General features: G+C 40.3%; 17 protein-coding genes. 8 read left to right on the top strand and 9 right to left on the bottom strand.

What is annotated here, in order from left to right; all coding sequences use genetic code 11:
• Window positions 1-8: 8 nt before the first annotated feature.
• From VCM39_RS08645 to VCM39_RS08635, 3 genes are read right to left on the bottom strand one after another with little or no spacing between them, the layout of a single operon-like run.
• Window positions 9-821 (bottom strand): DUF4846 domain-containing protein, encoded by an 813-nt coding sequence (locus VCM39_RS08645; protein WP_322933068.1) that lies wholly within the window; start codon window positions 819-821, stop codon window positions 9-11.
• Entirely contained in the window at window positions 821-2,419 is a 1,599-nt protein-coding gene (locus tag VCM39_RS08640) for an aspartate:alanine exchanger family transporter (RefSeq protein WP_002559802.1), read from the bottom strand. Before VCM39_RS08640 ends, VCM39_RS08645 begins: the two co-directional genes overlap by 1 nt.
• Before the next feature lie 55 nt (window positions 2,420-2,474).
• Window positions 2,475-3,380 (bottom strand): cation diffusion facilitator family transporter, encoded by a 906-nt coding sequence (locus VCM39_RS08635; RefSeq protein WP_322933069.1) that lies wholly within the window; start codon window positions 3,378-3,380, stop codon window positions 2,475-2,477.
• A gap of 740 nt (window positions 3,381-4,120) precedes the next feature.
• Here VCM39_RS08635 and VCM39_RS08630 point away from each other — a divergent pair.
• The 3 genes from VCM39_RS08630 to VCM39_RS08620 are packed head-to-tail and all read left to right on the top strand — an operon-like array spanning window position 4,121 to window position 5,655.
• Entirely contained in the window at window positions 4,121-4,360 is a 240-nt protein-coding gene (locus VCM39_RS08630) for a hypothetical protein (protein WP_025867132.1), read from the top strand.
• 9 nt (window positions 4,361-4,369) lie between these two features.
• Entirely contained in the window at window positions 4,370-5,143 is a 774-nt protein-coding gene (locus VCM39_RS08625) for a threonine/serine exporter family protein (protein WP_195348755.1), read from the top strand.
• Window positions 5,140-5,655 carry a threonine/serine exporter family protein gene (locus VCM39_RS08620; protein WP_025867131.1) on the top strand — a complete coding sequence of 172 codons (516 nt, stop codon included), beginning with the start codon at window positions 5,140-5,142 and terminating at the stop codon, window positions 5,653-5,655. The genes VCM39_RS08625 and VCM39_RS08620 overlap by 4 nt, the downstream gene beginning before the upstream one ends.
• Before the next feature lie 221 nt (window positions 5,656-5,876).
• On the opposite strand, the gene VCM39_RS08615 is transcribed toward VCM39_RS08620, so the two are convergent.
• The 3 genes from VCM39_RS08615 to VCM39_RS08605 all read right to left on the bottom strand — a co-directional run bounded on the left by VCM39_RS08615 (window position 5,877) and on the right by VCM39_RS08605 (window position 8,046).
• The gene (locus tag VCM39_RS08615) at window positions 5,877-6,545 is read right to left on the bottom strand and encodes a bifunctional 4-hydroxy-2-oxoglutarate aldolase/2-dehydro-3-deoxy-phosphogluconate aldolase (protein ID WP_002559797.1); all 669 of its coding nucleotides are present in this window, start codon (window positions 6,543-6,545) and stop codon (window positions 5,877-5,879) included.
• 65 nt (window positions 6,546-6,610) lie between these two features.
• Window positions 6,611-6,970, bottom strand: coding sequence for a four helix bundle protein (locus VCM39_RS08610; protein ID WP_251236999.1), 360 nt, complete (start codon window positions 6,968-6,970; stop codon window positions 6,611-6,613).
• 50 nt (window positions 6,971-7,020) lie between these two features.
• The gene (locus VCM39_RS08605) at window positions 7,021-8,046 is read right to left on the bottom strand and encodes a sugar kinase (RefSeq protein WP_002559795.1); all 1,026 of its coding nucleotides are present in this window, start codon (window positions 8,044-8,046) and stop codon (window positions 7,021-7,023) included.
• A gap of 339 nt (window positions 8,047-8,385) precedes the next feature.
• On the opposite strand from VCM39_RS08605, the gene VCM39_RS08600 reads away from it, so the two are divergent.
• From VCM39_RS08600 to ispE, 5 genes are all read left to right on the top strand, one after another.
• Window positions 8,386-9,450, top strand: a complete 1,065-nt coding sequence (locus VCM39_RS08600) for a LacI family DNA-binding transcriptional regulator (RefSeq protein ID WP_221649949.1) — start codon at window positions 8,386-8,388, stop codon at window positions 9,448-9,450.
• Between the two features lie 43 nt (window positions 9,451-9,493).
• On the top strand, window positions 9,494-10,984 hold the full coding sequence (locus VCM39_RS08595) for an altronate dehydratase family protein (RefSeq protein WP_322933070.1): 1,491 nt from the start codon (window positions 9,494-9,496) through the stop codon (window positions 10,982-10,984).
• A 219-nt stretch (window positions 10,985-11,203) separates the two neighbouring features.
• Window positions 11,204-12,502 carry a Na+/H+ antiporter NhaC family protein gene (locus VCM39_RS08590; protein WP_322933071.1) on the top strand — a complete coding sequence of 433 codons (1,299 nt, stop codon included), beginning with the start codon at window positions 11,204-11,206 and terminating at the stop codon, window positions 12,500-12,502.
• Between the two features lie 141 nt (window positions 12,503-12,643).
• The gene (locus tag VCM39_RS08585; protein WP_413544835.1) at window positions 12,644-13,681 is read left to right on the top strand and encodes a GAF domain-containing protein; all 1,038 of its coding nucleotides are present in this window, start codon (window positions 12,644-12,646) and stop codon (window positions 13,679-13,681) included.
• A 377-nt stretch (window positions 13,682-14,058) separates the two neighbouring features.
• Window positions 14,059-14,886, top strand: coding sequence for a 4-(cytidine 5'-diphospho)-2-C-methyl-D-erythritol kinase (ispE, locus tag VCM39_RS08580; protein WP_322933073.1), 828 nt, complete (start codon window positions 14,059-14,061; stop codon window positions 14,884-14,886).
• A gap of 70 nt (window positions 14,887-14,956) precedes the next feature.
• Here ispE and VCM39_RS08575 read toward each other — a convergent pair whose 3' ends face one another.
• The 3 genes from VCM39_RS08575 to galE form a co-directional block, all read right to left on the bottom strand.
• Window positions 14,957-15,481 carry a chromate transporter gene (locus VCM39_RS08575; RefSeq protein WP_322933074.1) on the bottom strand — a complete coding sequence of 175 codons (525 nt, stop codon included), beginning with the start codon at window positions 15,479-15,481 and terminating at the stop codon, window positions 14,957-14,959.
• On the bottom strand, window positions 15,478-15,987 hold the full coding sequence (locus tag VCM39_RS08570) for a chromate transporter (RefSeq protein ID WP_413544834.1): 510 nt from the start codon (window positions 15,985-15,987) through the stop codon (window positions 15,478-15,480). The genes VCM39_RS08575 and VCM39_RS08570 overlap by 4 nt, the downstream gene beginning before the upstream one ends.
• Before the next feature lie 338 nt (window positions 15,988-16,325).
• Window positions 16,326-17,360 (bottom strand): UDP-glucose 4-epimerase GalE, encoded by a 1,035-nt coding sequence (gene galE / locus VCM39_RS08565; RefSeq protein WP_221649943.1) that lies wholly within the window; start codon window positions 17,358-17,360, stop codon window positions 16,326-16,328.
• Between the last annotated feature and the right edge of the window lie 94 nt (window positions 17,361-17,454).

Here is a 17,454-nt window from a genome sequence, read left to right as displayed (position 1 = left end):
GGAGCTTTTTATTCGTTTCCGGAGATAAAACGTTTTAAATCACTCTTATTGAAGACCCATTCGGGGGTATAGAGTTTGCCGGTAGTTTCGGATGAAAGTTCGTACCACGGAGAGAGTGAACGATTTTGAGGATTAACCAATAAATGTATCTGCTGCGCAGGCATATAGCTTTGTGCCAGCAGATATACTTTTTTCCGGGTTTGCGGATTCACCGCCACATCCATCACAATAACAGCATGCCCGGGAGAACCGCCTTGTATAAATACATCACCGGGAGACAAAGAGGCATAAGGAACAGCAACAAGCTCTTTTGACAAGGAAGCCGTACCGGCATACATAAATACTATATCCAGATATTTGCGGAAAGTCTTATAAGAATAATCGGGAGCAGTTGCGGCATACCACTGTACCTTGTTTCCGTTTACTTTAATACGATTACCCTCTGCCCACTTTTTATATTCGGCAGGGAAACCACTGGTGAAGTTAAACTTTATCTCATCATATCGTTTCTGTGCCCACAAATATTCAGCACGCAATCGTATCACAGCGTCAGCACACTGCTGCAAGTCACGATTACCGATCTCCATATCGATCACAGCGTAAGCCGCAGCCTGGTTCCGCTTCACCTGCCCGTTGTAAAGCAACACTTTACTCCCTGCCGGTAATAAAGACAGTGTCCGCAAATATGCTGTAAACGAATGGAGATCACAGGCTTCACGAACATATCCCGCAGGAGGTGTCACACGCCTTTCAATACTTTGCCCGGATACGGACAAAGCAGAAAGCGTAAACACAATGCTTATAAGAAAAAGCGTCTTCATTAATATACAACCGTTGATATAATCTGTATAAAGAGAATAAGAAATACCATTGCAATCGGATAAACCGTAGCATAAGCCACACTTGGGATATTACTGTCTACCATTGAGTCGGCAGCAGCAAGCCCCGGTGTACTGGTCATGCCTCCGGTTATGGTTCCCAATAAGTCGAGTACATTAATTTTGAAAACCAGCCTGCCTACGAGTACGGCTACCAGCATAGGCACTATTGTAATAGCTGCCCCTACCCCGAACATCAGCAATCCGCTCTCCTGGAAAGTAGCTACAAGAGTCTTTCCGGCAGAGGTACCGACTTCAGCAAGAAAGAGCAACAACCCTAATTGGCGCAATAATTGATTGGCAGGTCCGGACATTGACCAAAGGATTGGTCCGGTTTTACCTACTGCACTAAGCACCAGAGCCACTATCAGTACACCACCCGTCAATCCCGGAGAGAAAGACAATCCACCGGGGAAGGATATATTGAGCTTTCCAAATAATACGCCAAGTACGATCCCCATCGCAATAGGAAAGAAATCGGTATCCGACAGCTTTTTGGCATCATTGCCCAACAAACGCGCCACTCCCTGTATACCTTCTTTCTCGCCTACCACCATTAACTTATCACCAAACTTCAGCGCAAGATCCGGTGACGGAGAAAGGTCAATACCACTTCGGCGAACACGGGTCACCGTACAACCAAAGTTGCGTTGCAGATTCAAGTCGCCCAACTGTTTGTTTATCATATCTTTCTTAGTGAGCAGCAACGACTCAATCTCTTGAGTCTTATCCAATGGGAGTTCACCCTCTTCACGCTTACCAATCAACACGGCAAGCTGATTCAAAGACTCATCACTCCCCACAGCCTGAATATAATCTCCTTCACGAAGCACCGTGTGGGCAGTAGGGATCGAAATTTCTTCGTCGTGCTTCAGCCGGGAAATAACAGCTCCGGTCATTGCACGGGCATTGATTTGCATCAGGCTACGACCGAACACACTTGGATTGGTGACGCGATAAATACAGGTTCCCAATTCAGGAAATTGTCCGCGACGTTCTATTTCGAGACGGCGTGCCTCCTGGTCGAGGTTCACCCGCATGATCTTAGGAAGCAGTTTCACAAACAAGATAACTCCGATAACACCGAACGGATAAGCAATACCATAAGCAATGGAGGCCATCGGAGAATTTGTACTGTCAATAGCTACAGCAAGCCCCGGAGTACTGGTCAGTGCACCGGCAATCAGTCCCACAACACTCGGGGTATCAATATCAAAAGCATACTTCAGCCCTACAGCCGTAAGCGAAGCCGAACAGATAATGAGCATCGTAATAAGAATCAGGGTCTTTCCTTTGCTTCGGAAAGAATCAAAAAATCCGGGACCGGCCTGGATACCAATCGTAAATATAAAAAGTACCAATCCGAAGTTACCCAACTCTTTGGGGATAATTACACCAAAATGTCCGAAAAGTAAAGCAATAAAAATGACCGCCGATACATCGAGCGATAGCCCCTTGATCTTGATTCTTCCCAACATGAAGCCTAAAGCAACAATCAGAAAAAGTGCAAAATAAGAGGAGTTCAATAAATCAGTAAGCATAGGTTTTAAAGGGTTTGTTAGTTTAGGGCGGCAAAGGTACGTAAAAAAGCCTCAATCAACAAGTTTCTTCGTCGCAGGTGGCACCTTCACACTCAAACTCAAGCGTAATATGATGAATGCCCGCATCCTCTAATACACGCCTGATGAGATGCTTAGCTTCCTCCATATGATTCATTTCATCCAATACAATATGTACAGTCAATGCAGTTTCAGTGGTACTCAACGCCCAGATATGAAGATGATGATACCCCACAACGCCGGGTTGTGAAAGTATAAGCTGTTCTATTTTCTCCGTATCTATTCCTACAGGTACTCCATCCAATGAAAGCCGAAGACTGTCATGCAACAACCTCCAGGTAGATATAACGATAATAACTGCGATAACCAGCCCGATAACCGGATCGACAATGGTCCAGCCGGTATACATGATGATAATACCCGAAATCACTACTCCTACAGAGACCAGCGTATCAGCAGCCATATGCAGATATGCTCCCTTTACATTCAGATCTTTCTCTTTATCTTTCATGAAAAGCCAGGCAGTGACAGCGTTTATTACAACGCCTGCCCCGGCTGTCCAGGCAATAGCAGCACCCTCTACAGGAGTAGGATGAAGTAGCTTGCCTATACTTTCGGTAATAATGATACCTACAGCAACCAATAGAATTACAGCATTGAGCAGAGAAACCAATACCGTACTCTTTTTATAACCATACGTATAGCGACTATTAGGATGTACTTTTGCCAAACGAAAAGCAAGCATAGCGAGCACAAGGCTCGCTACATCTCCCAAGTTGTGTCCGGCATCGGAAAGCAAACCCAAAGAATCATAATAAAAACCGATGCCGAACTCAACAAGGACAAAAAGTATATTGAGCGTAATTCCTATAATGAACGATTTATTAAGCGACGATAACTGATGTACGTGCTCATGCGAATGATGTTCGTGATTGTGTACCATTATTATATTCTATTTTAGCCTGTTATGAAAAACAGATCTCTATTTAAAAAGGAAACATTTCATATCCTGAATTGGTTCAGGAAAACAAGTAAATAAGAATTCACCTGATAAGCTTATACCCATAAATAAGTATTGTTCTAAGAGGATTCATCATATTTAGGTATTGTCCTTTCTTTGTTTCACACGTAACTTTGCAACGATAAATAATAACAAAACAATGGTTCTTATCTCAAAACCAACTTCCAAACGAACACATTATCGCAGAAACTTGACAATCCTTTTGTTATTTCTCATAATCGGTATTGTTACATTTTGCCTATGCCTTATTTCACACAATGATTCCAACATCCATTGTCACTGTTTACAATGCCTTATGAATCATATCCCTGAAGATGGTGAATACCTTTATAATCGCTACCTGCCTCTTATCAGCCTTCTCTGGATATTACTGATATTCCTTCCGATCTACTTTTTCAGACACAGAAAAAAATAAGCTTCCGGTTGATACAGAAATGAACCGAAAACTTATCCAAAAGAAATTCTCTTCTCTCTTTTGTCTACTGTTTTTTTGATTACCTTTGCCGCCGAAATAGCGCTTTTTCATCTTGAAACAATCGATATTTAGCCGGAATTAAACTAAAATCTAAGAACTGTGTTATAGACATCAGGGACCTAACTCTCTTTGCAGAGAAACAATTGTGTTATTTTAGATTTAAAGATTTAATAAGGAGAAAAGATTTATGTTATCAGGAGAACAAGTGGAAGAAACTTCCAACACAGACAGTTGCCAGGCAACCGCAACATCTCAAGAGGCAATACAAACTGTTACCACCTATACCACCGGCACAGTAGCTACAACACCTGTACGCAGAACATTTGAAGAACAAAAACCATTCATCTTCGGAATTGTAGGTTTCGCGGTATTGTACATTATTACACTTATCATAACCCGGATTGTAAAGAATCAATTAGCACGTTAAAACACCCCCATGGATATCCATCAAGAATTAAAAGAGCTTTCTAAATTCCTGTCGGAGTACTCTACCAGCCTTATGGCTGTAGGAGTACAAACTTCACGTATTGTACGCAACACCGCGCGTATAGCCGAATCATTCGGGTTCCTCTGCGATATGACGATCTTTCAGAAAACGATCATTATGACATTGCGTGACGCCGACAATTCACATTCATACAGTACTGTGAACAAAATAAAGCCTATGGGATTGAACTTTGCCATCAATTCAAAGCTTAGTACCCTTAGCTGGCAAGCTTATGATGAGCGCCTTTCATTGCCGGAATTGCAACGCCGTTATCTGGACATTGTCAGCAAGCCACGCGAGAGCAAATGGCTGGTACTAATCCTTGTTGCATTTGCCAATGCATCCTTTTGCCGCTTGTTTCAGGGAGACTTTACTTCGATGGGAATTGTATTTGCAGCCACTCTGGTAGGTTTCTTTGTCCGTACCCTACTGATGGAACATCACTGGAACCATCTGGCGGTATTTATAATCTCCGCTTTCGTGGCTTCAATGATTGGCAGTACAGGCTATCTGATGCATTGGGGCAATACTCCCGATATGGCACTGGGTACAAGTGTTCTCTACCTTATTCCGGGGGTGCCATTGATTAACTCCATCATGGACATTATCGACGGGCATGTATTGGCAGGGACTTCGAGATTTATCAACGCTTGTCTGCTTATCATTTGTATAGCGATAGGTCTGTCAATGACTCTTTTATTAACCGGAATCAGCGCCTTATGACAGCACAGTTTATCACAGAGATCATACAAGATGGGGCCTTTGCCGCTATTGCTGCTATCGGGTTTGCCATTATATCCAATCCACCCCGTAAAGCCATATTAATATCCGCTTTACTGGCCGCCATAGGTCACGGATTGCGTTATTTCCTTATGCACACTGCTATGCCTTTGGAGATTGCAACGGCTTCGTTCTTCGCCGCCTTCTCTATCGGTCTGCTGGCTATCCCGTTTGCAAAAGCCATTCATTGCCCGGCAGAAGTTTTTTCGTTCCCATCTTTACTCCCTATGATTCCGGGAATGTTTGCTTATAAGAGTATTCTTGCATTAACTCAATTCATGCAAACAAAAGATGACACCGCTTCATTAAAATACCTGGTGGAGTTTTGCCACAACGGAGCTACCACTATCTTCGTGCTTTTTGCCCTGGTAGTAGGTGCAGCCATACCAGTATTTATCTTCCATCGCCAATCATTCACAGCAACCCGCTTGCTGAAGAAACTGGTGAAGAAATAAACATAATAAAAACAAGCCACCGGAATGATTCACTAACAATGTCATTCCGATGGCTGTCCCCTTTAAACACCTTTAAACAAAATGAAAAAAATATGCCTCAACTAACTAAACTAACTAACCCTTAGAGGCATATTTTAGATTTACGATTGAACGATTTACGATTCTATGATTGAAGTAACCCCAATTATAAACTGTAAATTGTCTAATCGTAAATTTTTTCTTTATTTACGAGCCTCAGCAATGTAACCCAATGCTTCAGCACATTTAGCTGTAACATAAGCCCAATCTTCGGCAGCTACTTTATCTTTCGGGAAGAGTTTAGAACCCATACCTACGCAGAATACGCCAGCCTTAATCCAGGCAGTCAGATTTTCTTTAGTCGGCTCAACTCCGCCGGTCACCATTAATTTAGACCATGACATCGGAGCCATCAGACCTTTTACAAAATTAGGACCATATACATCACCCGGGAATACTTTGCAAAGATCACAACCTACCTCCTGTGCGAAACCTACTTCTGATACCGAACCACATCCCGGAGTATAAGCTACCAGACGACGGTTACAGATCTTAGCGATTTCAGGGTTGAACAACGGACCTACTACGAAGTTAGCACCTAACTGAATATACAGTGCAGCTGTAGCCGGATCAACAATAGAGCCAATACCCATAGCCATTTCCGGACATTCCTTTGCTGCAAATTTCACTATTTCAGCAAATACTTCATGAGCAAAGTCACCACGATTCGTGAATTCGAAAGCACGAACACCACCTTCATAACAAGCTTTTACTACTTTTTTTGCAATTTCTGCATCTTTATGGTAGAATACAGGAACCATGCCGGTTGAACCAATCTTGTTCAGAACCGCTATTTTATCAAATTTTGCCATCTTCTTATTTACAATTTGACGATTTACTATTTACTATTTAAATGTTTTGCACATCAGACAATTTACTATTTATTGAGTTTGGCTTTCATTGTTGTTATAGAACTAACTATAATTTTAAGTAGTTCTTTATTCTCTTCATATAAAGCAGACAATAAATCTGACTTTATCATTTGAATTTCCATAATCAGCTCCAACCAATATAATGTTTCATCTAACTCTTCCTCCACTATTTTCAGTTTATTCAAAAAGTCTTTATCTGACTTACCCAAACATGCAGCTCTATAATTTGCAGCAGGCGATGTTCCCGAACGAATAATCTGATTGCCAATTGCTCGGCCAGCAGGAGTATTAGGTAATTTATCTACTAATTTAATAACACGTACGGCCAAATTTTTCAGCCTCATTTTCATTTCCTCTGCGGTCATTAGCCCTGACATTAAATAGTAAATAGTAAATTGTCCAATAGTCAATCTCTTTATCTTTGCACGCGTCCGCTTGCATCACCTCCTGCCAGCGCTTCTACCTCTTCTACTGATACAAGGTTGAAGTCACCATTGATAGTGTGTTTCAATGCAGAAGCAGCAACAGCAAATTCAAGAGCCTCACCCTGGTTCGGTTTCGTCATCAAACCATGGATGATACCTCCGGAGAATGAGTCACCACCACCTACACGGTCGATGATAGGATCAATATCATAACGCTTTGAAGTATAGAACTCCTGACCATTGTAAATCATAGCTTTCCAACCGTTATGTGTAGCAGAGAAAGACTCACGCAATGTAGAAATTACATATTTGAATCCAAACTCTTTCATCATCTGCTGGAAGATACCTTTGTAACCTTCAGCATCCGTATGTCCTGCTTCAACATCAGCATCCGGCTTGAAACCCAGACAGAGTTCTGCATCTTCTTCATTACCAATACATACATCTACATATTTCATTAACGGCTTCATGATAGACTGTGCTTTTTCTTTAGTCCATAGTTTCTTACGGAAATTCAAGTCTACAGAAACTGTTACGCCATGACGTTTTGCAGCCTCACAAGCCAAACGAGTCAGTTCAGCAGCTTTATCAGAGATAGCCGGAGTGATACCAGACCAGTGGAACCAGTCAGCACCTTCCATAATAGCATCAAAATCAAAATCAGCAGCATCAGCTTCAGCGATAGAAGAATGAGCACGGTCATAGATTACTTTACTTGGACGCATAGAAGCCCCTGTTTCAAGATAATAGATACCTACGCGATCACCACCACGGGCAATAAAGTCTGTCTTTACACCATATTTACGCAATGCATTTACAGCAGACTGACCGATTTCGTGTTTAGGCAATTTTGATACGAAGTATGCATCGTGGCCATAGTTTGCACAGCTCACTGCAACGTTGGCTTCTCCACCACCGTATACTACATCAAAAGAGTCAGATTGAACAAAACGAGTGTTACCTGGAGTTGATAATCTAAGCATGATTTCGCCTAACGTAACGACTTTCTTTCCCATAATTCTATGTTTTAATGAAATAAGTAATTAATATTATTAAGTTTCAATTTATCATTATAAGCCCATTTTGCAGCTTAACACACTGATACTATGACATATATACAAACAATAAATGTACGTCACATAGCTTTCGTGTGCGGGCACAAAGATACAACAATTTTCGTAATTACAAAAATTGTTATATATTTGTGTCGAAAATATTAATATTATTATTGTGTACGAGCACAATATTGATTTACGATTTGATCATTTACGATTTACGATTGATAAAACTTCGTTCATTCAACCATAAGTCTGATGTCTTTTCAATCGTAAATCGCAAACAGTCAAATCGTAAATATGAATAAGTTGCCTGATAGAATCAGAATCAAAGATATCGCCCGTCTGGCCGATGTATCAGTAGGAACAGTAGACCGCGTCATTCATGGACGTAGCGGAGTTTCCGAATCAAGTCGGAAACGCGTTGAAGAGATCCTAAAACAGTTGGACTATCAGCCCAATATGTATGCAAGTGCATTAGCTTCCAATAAAAAGTATTCTTTTGCATGTCTCCTCCCTCAACATTTAGAAGGGGAATACTGGACAGATGTAGAAAAAGGTATCAGTAAGGCACTTAGTACCTATTCCGATTTCAATACTACAGTAAAAACCACCTATTATGATCCTTATGATTACCAGTCATTCGTTAACGCAAGTGATGCTATTATAGCACAGCATCCGGATGGAGTGATGGTGGCACCTACCGTACGCGAATATACCCGGATTTTCACCGGGCAATTAACAGAACTGGATATACCTTATATATATATAGATTCAAATATTAAGGATATACCCCCACTGGCTTTCTTCGGACAAAACTCACGCCAAAGCGGATACTTTGCTGCACGCATGCTGATGTTACTGGCTGGAGCTGAAAAAGAGATCGTCATCTTCCGCAAAATACATGAAGGTATCGTAGGGTCCAATCAGCAGGAGAACAGAGAAAAAGGATTCAGACAATATATGAAGGAACATCACCCTGCATGTAATATATTAGAACTGGACCTTCATGCCGAACGTAATGATGAAGATGCTCTTATGTTGGACAACTTCTTCCGGGAGCATCCTACTGTGCGCAACGGAATCACATTTAATTCGAAAGTGTACATTGTAGGAGAATATCTGCAAACCCGGGAAAAAAATAATTTCAACCTGATCGGTTATGACCTTCTGGAGCGAAATGTAGCCTGCCTGAAACAAGGAAGCGTGTATTTCCTTATAGCACAGCAACCGGAACTACAAGGATACAACGGTATCAAGGCATTATGCGATCATCTTATTTTCAAAAAAGAGGTAAATTGCATTAACTATATGCCTATTGATCTGTTGACAGTAGAAACAATTGACTATTACAGCAATAAATAAAGAAGGTTCTTCAATCGTAAAATAGTAAATATAAATAAGCATCATGGAAACAAAGTATCTAAAAATCAACCCAGCTGACAACGTAGCCGTAGCTATCGTTAACCTACCCGCAGGAGAGAAACTTTCAGTGGATGGCATTGAGATAATCCTGAACGAAGATGTTCCGGCCGGGCATAAATTTGCCTTGAAAAACTTTGCCGAAGGAGAGGACGTCATCAAATACGGTTATCCTATCGGGCATGCCAAAATGGTAAAGAAGCAGGGTGATTGGATGAATGAAAATAATATAAAGACCAACCTGGCCGGACTTCTGGAATATACTTATAATCCGGTAGAGGTATCACTCGATATTCCAAAGAAAGATCTGACCTTCAAAGGATATCGTCGTAAAAATGGCGATGTAGGTGTACGTAATGAGATATGGATTATTCCTACTGTAGGCTGCGTCAATGGTATTATCAATCAGTTGGCCGAAGGTTTACGCCGTGAAACGGAAGGTGAAGGCGTGGATGCCATCGTAGCTTTTCCACACAACTACGGTTGTTCGCAATTGGGTGATGACCACGAAAATACAAAGAAAATCCTTCGCGATATGGTACTTCATCCCAATGCAGGTGCAGTGCTTATTGTGGGATTGGGATGTGAAAACAATCAACCGGATGTATTCCGCGAATTTTTAGGTGACTATGACCAGGATCGTGTGAAGTTTATGGTTACTCAGAAAGTGGGTGACGAATACGAAGAAGGTATGGCAATCCTGCGCGAACTTTACGCTAAGGCTTCTAAAGACGAGCGTACCGAAGTTCCTTTGTCAGAACTGCGTGTAGGCTTAAAATGTGGTGGTTCTGATGGTTTCTCCGGCATTACAGCCAATCCATTGTTAGGCATGTTCTCAGACTTCCTTATAGCACAAGGTGGTACAAGTGTATTAACTGAAGTCCCTGAAATGTTCGGTGCCGAAACAATTCTGATGAACCGTTGTCACAACAAAGAGTTATTTCAGGAAACCGTTAAACTAATTAATGATTTTAAAGAATACTTCCTCTCACATGGTGAACCTGTAGGAGAAAACCCCTCACCGGGAAATAAAGCCGGAGGTATTTCTACACTGGAAGATAAAGCACTGGGATGTACACAGAAATGTGGTAAGAGTTATGTAGAAGGTGTATTACCATACGGAGAACGCTTACAGGTGAAAGGTCTCAACTTGCTTTCTGCACCAGGCAATGATCTGGTAGCAGCCACTGCCCTTGCTTCCTGTGGTTGCCATATAGTGTTGTTTACTACCGGTCGCGGCACTCCATTTGGTACCTACGTACCTACTATGAAAATCTCTACCAACTCAACTTTAGCTAAAAACAAGCCGGGATGGATTGATTTTAATGCAGGCGTTATCGTTGAAAATGAACCAATGGAAAAGACTTGCGAACGTTTCATTGACTATATTATCAAAGTTGCAAGTGGTGAATTTGTAAACAACGAGAAGAAAGGATATCGCGAAATCGCTATATTCAAGACAGGAGTAACGCTTTAAATCAGAAGTTAGAAGATAGTAGTTAGAAGATAGAAGTTAGGAGTTAGAATAAAAGAGCCGGTAGTTAAATCTATATTAGTATGTAAATCATAAACACGCTGTATAGATTCTGACTACCGGCTACTATATTCCAACTACTATATTCTAACCCCTATTACTCCCATTCTTAACTACTAATTATTATCTTTGCGATCCCAAAACAAGTACAACCCTATATAAATGAACGAAGAAAAGAATAGTAAGCATATCTCCGGCTGGTGGGCACTCAGCCCGCTATTTGTTTTCCTGTGCCTCTATCTGGTAACCTCCATTATAGTCAATGATTTCTATAAAGTCCCTATTACAGTAGCTTTTCTGGTATCTTCCTGTTACGCTATCGCCATCACACGTGGTTTAAAGCTGGATCAACGGGTCTATCAGTTCTCTGTAGGAGCCTCCAATAAGAATATTATGCTGATGATCTGGATCTTTATCCTGGCCGGGGCTTTCGCACAAAGCGCGAAAGAGATGGGAGCCATTGATGCAACAGTAAACCTCACTTTACACATTCTTCCCGACAATTTGTTATTGGCAGGCATCTTTATAGCTTCCTGTTTCATCTCCCTTTCTATCGGAACCAGTGTGGGAACGATTGTAGCTCTTACCCCTGTTGCCACTGGCCTGGCACTGAAAACCGGCATAGATATTCCGTTTATGGTAGCTATCGTTGTAGGTGGTTCCTTTTTTGGTGATAACCTGTCCTTTATTTCCGACACCACCATTGCTTCCACCAAAACACAAGGTTGCGTGATGCGTGACAAATTTCGCGTAAACTCAATGATCGTTGTACCTGCTGCACTTATTGTGCTGATTATCTATATTGTTCAAGGGTTATCAATCACCGCTCCTCCCCAGGTACAAGATATCGAATGGCTCAAAGTCATCCCTTATCTTGTCGTATTGGGTACAGCCATAGCAGGTATCAACGTGATGATCGTTCTCTTGTTAGGCATCATCTCCACAGCCATCATAGGACTTGCTACGGGAAGCTTCGGTATATTCGACTGGTTTGGAGCAATGGGAAACGGTATAACCGGGATGGGCGAACTTATCATCATCACCCTACTTGCAGGTGGTATGCTCGAAACAATCCGTTATAACGGAGGAATTGATTTTATCATTGGAAAGTTAACCCGCCATGTCAATGGCAAGCGTGGAGCAGAACTTAGTATCGCCGCCCTGGTCAGTATAGCCAACCTCTGTACAGCCAACAATACAATTGCTATCATCACTACCGGACCTATTGCCAAAGACATTGCCGGAAGGTTCAACTTAGATCGTAGAAAAACAGCCAGTATCCTCGATACATTTTCATGTTTCATACAAGGCATCATCCCCTACGGAGCACAATTACTCATGGCAGCAGGGCTCGCAAAAATCTCTCCGATCAGCATTGTAGGCAATTTGTATTACCCGTTTACAATGGGGACTTTTGCATTATTGGCTATCCTTTTCCGCTATCCGCGAAGATATTCGTAGTATTCTTCTAAGAAAAGTCACAAATAGCATCTTCTGATGAAGATAACTTTACGATTTATAGTGTTTTATCACATATGAATCTTAATAAGATCCGAAAGTATTATCTATATTTGTGTTTAAATCTACAGACAACAGGAAGATATGTCAAATCTGAATTCCGATAAACTTCTCAGATTAACCTCCATGGCACAAATTGGATGGTGGGAAGCAGACTTTAAAAACCAAAGATACACTTTATCAGAATTTATAGTAGACCTTTTGGATCTCGAAAGTGATACTATTGAATTCAAAGATCTTCATAATCTTGTTCACGAAGACTACCGGGACAAATTGAAAGAGGCATCTATGACTCTTAAAAATCAGCGTACCTATGAACTGATCTTCCCTCTTTATACTAAATATGGAATAACCTGGGTATTATCTAAAATGGAATTCAACAAGAATATTGAGCAAGATAATCTAAAATCTTTTGGTTACATAAGATGCCTTGATGATATTGAAGTCAATGAAAAGAAACTATCCACAAGAGATGAGCTTAATAAATTACTCTATCGTCAAATCAGTATATCCCATTCTCTATTTTCATTTTTGCAAACAGATGATATCTCCGAAACAGTGCAGAAAATACTGAAAGATATACTAATGCAATTTAATGGAGACCGGACTTATATTTTCGAAATACTTCCGGAGAAAAACATACAAAGTTGCATTTATGAAGTGACAGCGGAAAATGTTTCAAAGGAACAAGAATTTCTTCAAGACCTCCCCATTAACCAGACTTCGTGGTGGAGCCAACAAATATTAAGCAAAAAGGCAATCATTCTGAACACACTCGATGATATGCCTCCGGAAGCTGAATATGACAGGAATATTTTAGAACCACAAAATATAAAATCACTCATGGTAGTCCCACTCTTATCAAAAAAAGGAGTATGGGGATATATGGGTATAGATATCGTTAAACGATATCGTAACTGGAGCAATGCAGATTACCAATGGTTTACCTCTTTGGCAAACATTATCAGCATCTGTATTGAACTGCGTAAATCCGAGCAAAAAGCAAGAGAGGAGCGGCAAGATCTCAACAACTTATACCGCCATATGCCCATGGGTTACCTCCAGATGCAAATTGTCTATAAAAATAATAAAGTAATCGTTCACAAATGGGAGGAGAAATAGGAGTAGAATCAACAGAAGATACAGGTTCTTCTTTCTGGTTTACACACCCTTTATAATATCTTATCAGAGTGAAAATCAAGCAATAAAGAAGTACGTACTTTTGAGGTGTAAAAGTACGTACTTAACACACTGTTAATATGCATTTTAAGTCAACATTAAATACGTACTCTTTCAATTAAAAGAATACATAGTGTACAACACAAGAGTATCTTATCCTTTACTTGTAAGAAATTAATTCCTCAACAGATTAAAACATAGAATATAATAATGAAGAATTTGCTAACTTTGCATCGTCATTCATAAACATCGTAAACGTACCTATGTTATTACCCTCCAATGAGAGTCATAACTGCAGGGAATAAATCGTAAATAAAAAGATGATCACATTTCCAAATGCCAAAATAAACCTGGGACTAAATATTACAGCAAAGCGTCCGGACGGATATCATAATCTGGAAACCGTCTTCTACCCTGTACCTATAGAAGATGCATTGGAAATCCATGTGCTAAATAATAGTACAGATAAGAAGTTTGCTTTGCATCAGGCTGGTATGGAAATAGCAGGAAATGCAGAAGACAACCTTGTGGTAAAAGCCTATTTATTATTGGATAAAGAATTCGATCTCCCTCCGGTAGATATTCATTTATACAAACATATTCCATCGGGTGCCGGCTTGGGGGGAGGATCCTCAGATGCAGCTTTCATGTTAAAACTCTTGAATGAACGATTTGAATTGAAGCTAACAGATGAAAAATTAGAGGAATATGCAGCTACATTAGGAGCCGACTGTGCTTTTTTTATAAAAAATACCCCAACTTATGCAGAAGGAATAGGAAATATCTTCTCCCCTCTTTCACTCTCTTTAAAGGGTTATCAGATTCTGTTGGTCAAACCGGATATCTTCGTTTCCACCCGGGAAGCCTTCTCACTGGTCAGGCCTCATGAACCGGAATATTCATTAAAAGAAATTATAACTCATCCCGTCAGTGAATGGAAAGAACAAATGGTGAATGATTTTGAAGCAAGTGTATTCCCGCAATATCCTGTTATTGGAGAAATAAAAGAAGAATTGTATAAAAATGGAGCGATATATGCCGCTATGAGTGGTTCGGGGTCATCAGTCTTTGGATTGTTTGCTCCGGATATCGCAATACCGGATATTAACTTTGGCGAACGAAGTTTTGTATTTAAAGGAAAACTATAAACTTTGAATAAAAAAAATAAGGAACGCAGGTGTACAGTCTGCGTTCCTTATTTTTTTTATTCTGAATCCTTCAATACAGAATAAATCCCATTACTCCCGCCAATAGAATCATCAGAATCGGATGAACCTTATATTTCCAGGTCAGCAAAAAGACTGCAACAAAGATCAGGATACTTTTGTAATCAATAAAGTTATCCTTATTCATCAATAACAAAGCAGCCGCCCCAATCAAAGCTACAGACATAGGAAGCAACCCCGACATGGCGGCATTGACATATTTGTTGTTTTTGAATTTCACAAAGAAATAAGAGATAAACAATACCATCAGAAAAGAGGGCAGACAGACCGCTACAGTAGCAATAACGGCACCCCATATATTACCTGTTACCGTATAACCTATGTAAGTTGCACTGTTTATGCCGATTGGACCAGGAGTCATTTGCGAGATTGCTACTACATCTGTAAACTGTTGAAGCGTCAACCAATGATAACGCTCTACTATCTCAAACTGAATAAGAGAGAGCATTGCATATCCACCACCAAACCCAAATACTCCAATTTTCAGATAAACACATATCAGTTGCCAGTAAATCATACGCTTCTTCCTTTCAATTTATCTTTTAGCCACAGTGTATATACCAATCCCCCAACGATGCCGGCCAACACAATATATACCGGCGATACACCGGCTTTCCATATCAATACCGTACCTATTGCCGGAGCAATCAACTCCATATATCCCATGCGAATAGCCTTTATAGCCGAAAGACAAGGTACCAGTATCAATGCCACAACAGCCGGACGAATACCATTGAATATTCTGATAACATATGGATTATCCTGAAACTTATCAAAAAACAAAGCAATAATCAGGATAATAACAAATGAAGGCAAAATAGTACCCAAAGCACAAACTAAACTTCCCCAGAAGCCTCTCAATCTATAACCAACAAAGATTGATATATTAACAGCAAAGACTCCCGGCAAAGATTGTGTAATAGCAAACATCTGCATAAAATCTTCCTTAGTCATCCATTGCCGCTTCACTATCTCGCGTTCGATAAGAGGAATCATTGCATATCCTCCTCCTATGGTAAACATCCCTATTTTTACAAAATTGAGAAAAAGTGTCAGATACATGTCGTATTCATAAAAGTAATGCTTACAAAGGTAAGAAAAAAAGAAATATCAAAACTAAATAAGATAGGATATAACATAAAACGGTACCACGACTCACGTCGTAGTACCGTCACAACACAAACACAAAATAAAACACGACAAAACTACTATGCAATCTTACCTGTCTATGCCGGGGAGGCATATGTACCGAGTATGGATATTCACATATACATAAATGGCTTCAGGCCGATTTGCACTATATAAACAAATAACTCATGTATTTGTTTATATCTTGTATGTTAATGTAACATAAACTCTTTTTATTGTATGCCTCTCTCACGGAGTTTCAGCTGCCAGTTCCATGCAGAACGTAAAGTATCTTCAATACTTTCTACAGCTTTCCAACCCAGTTCTTTATTTGCATAATCCGGGTTAGCCCATACTTTTTCGATATCACCGGCACGGCGTCCTACAATCTTATAGTTCAACTTCACACCGGTAGCTTTTTCAAAAGCATTTATTAACTCCAATACAGACAAGCCACGACCTGTACCAATATTGAATACTTCTACTTTCTCTTTTTGTTTTTGCTCAAGAATACGCTTAATAGCAATTACGTGCGCCTTGGCAAGGTCTACAACATTGATAAAGTCGCGGATACAAGAACCGTCAGGAGTATCATAATCGTCACCAAATACGCTCAGTTCCTTACGAATACCGATAGCAGTTTGAGTCAGATAAGGAATCAGGTTTTGAGGAACTCCGTTAGGAAGTTCACCCAACAATGCAGTAGGATGCGCACCTATCGGATTGAAATAACGCAACAGGATAGCATTGATCGGTGCACCGGAAGCTACTGTATCACGAACGATTTCTTCGTTTATCTGCTTGGTGTTACCATAAGGAGATTCAGCTTTCTTGATAGGAGCCTGTTCTGTTACAGGAAGTTCATCTGGCTGACCATAAACAGTACAAGAAGATGAAAATACAATACCACCTACATTATGCTTAGGCATCAATTCAAGCAGATTGATCAAAGAAACAAGATTATTGCGGTAGTAAAGCAATGGCTTCTGAACAGATTCGCCTACTGCCTTGCTGGCTGCAAAATGAATGATTGCTTTAATACCCGGATATTTGGTAAACACGGCATCAAGGCCATTAAAATCCAAGCAGTCAAGTTTTTCAAAAACGGGACGTATACCAGATACTTTCTCGATATTATCAACTACGTCAGCATTTGAGTTTGAGAGGTTATCAATGATGATTACTTCGTATCCACTGTTTTGAAGTTCTACTACAGTGTGAGAACCGATATAACCAGTTCCACCGGTTACTAAAATTCTTTCTTTCATATATTTATACTTGGTTAGTTCTTTCGGTTTTGTCCTTTTGTTCTGTTTGCAAATTTAGAAAAATTAATTTAGAAAAGCAGGATTGGTACAAAAA

Origin of the sequence: Bacteroides mucinivorans (genome assembly GCF_034654355.2) — a bacterium.
GTDB classification, from domain to species: domain Bacteria; phylum Bacteroidota; class Bacteroidia; order Bacteroidales; family Bacteroidaceae; genus Bacteroides; species Bacteroides nordii.
Note: the sequence above shows the minus strand (reverse complement) of the source record. Positions and strands in the feature narration are given on the sequence as shown.

Excerpts from the sequence above, each read along its gene's own strand:
- VCM39_RS08645 (WP_322933068.1), bottom strand. The coding sequence starts at position 821 with ATGAAGACGCTTTTTCTTATAAGCATTGTGTTTACGCTTTCTGCTTTG.
- VCM39_RS08640 (WP_002559802.1), bottom strand. The coding sequence starts at position 2,419 with ATGCTTACTGATTTATTGAACTCCTCTTATTTTGCACTTTTTCTGATT.
- VCM39_RS08635 (WP_322933069.1), bottom strand. The coding sequence starts at position 3,380 with ATGGTACACAATCACGAACATCATTCGCATGAGCACGTACATCAGTTA.
- VCM39_RS08630 (WP_025867132.1), top strand. The coding sequence starts at position 4,121 with ATGTTATCAGGAGAACAAGTGGAAGAAACTTCCAACACAGACAGTTGC.
- VCM39_RS08625 (WP_195348755.1), top strand. The coding sequence starts at position 4,370 with ATGGATATCCATCAAGAATTAAAAGAGCTTTCTAAATTCCTGTCGGAG.
- VCM39_RS08620 (WP_025867131.1), top strand. The coding sequence starts at position 5,140 with ATGACAGCACAGTTTATCACAGAGATCATACAAGATGGGGCCTTTGCC.
- VCM39_RS08615 (WP_002559797.1), bottom strand. The coding sequence starts at position 6,545 with ATGGCAAAATTTGATAAAATAGCGGTTCTGAACAAGATTGGTTCAACC.
- VCM39_RS08610 (WP_251236999.1), bottom strand. The coding sequence starts at position 6,970 with ATGACCGCAGAGGAAATGAAAATGAGGCTGAAAAATTTGGCCGTACGT.
- VCM39_RS08605 (WP_002559795.1), bottom strand. The coding sequence starts at position 8,046 with ATGGGAAAGAAAGTCGTTACGTTAGGCGAAATCATGCTTAGATTATCA.
- VCM39_RS08600 (WP_221649949.1), top strand. The coding sequence starts at position 8,386 with ATGAATAAGTTGCCTGATAGAATCAGAATCAAAGATATCGCCCGTCTG.
- VCM39_RS08595 (WP_322933070.1), top strand. The coding sequence starts at position 9,494 with ATGGAAACAAAGTATCTAAAAATCAACCCAGCTGACAACGTAGCCGTA.
- VCM39_RS08590 (WP_322933071.1), top strand. The coding sequence starts at position 11,204 with ATGAACGAAGAAAAGAATAGTAAGCATATCTCCGGCTGGTGGGCACTC.
- VCM39_RS08585 (WP_413544835.1), top strand. The coding sequence starts at position 12,644 with ATGTCAAATCTGAATTCCGATAAACTTCTCAGATTAACCTCCATGGCA.
- ispE (WP_322933073.1), top strand. The coding sequence starts at position 14,059 with ATGATCACATTTCCAAATGCCAAAATAAACCTGGGACTAAATATTACA.
- VCM39_RS08575 (WP_322933074.1), bottom strand. The coding sequence starts at position 15,481 with ATGATTTACTGGCAACTGATATGTGTTTATCTGAAAATTGGAGTATTT.
- VCM39_RS08570 (WP_413544834.1), bottom strand. The coding sequence starts at position 15,987 with ATGTTTACCATAGGAGGAGGATATGCAATGATTCCTCTTATCGAACGC.
- galE (WP_221649943.1), bottom strand. The coding sequence starts at position 17,360 with ATGAAAGAAAGAATTTTAGTAACCGGTGGAACTGGTTATATCGGTTCT.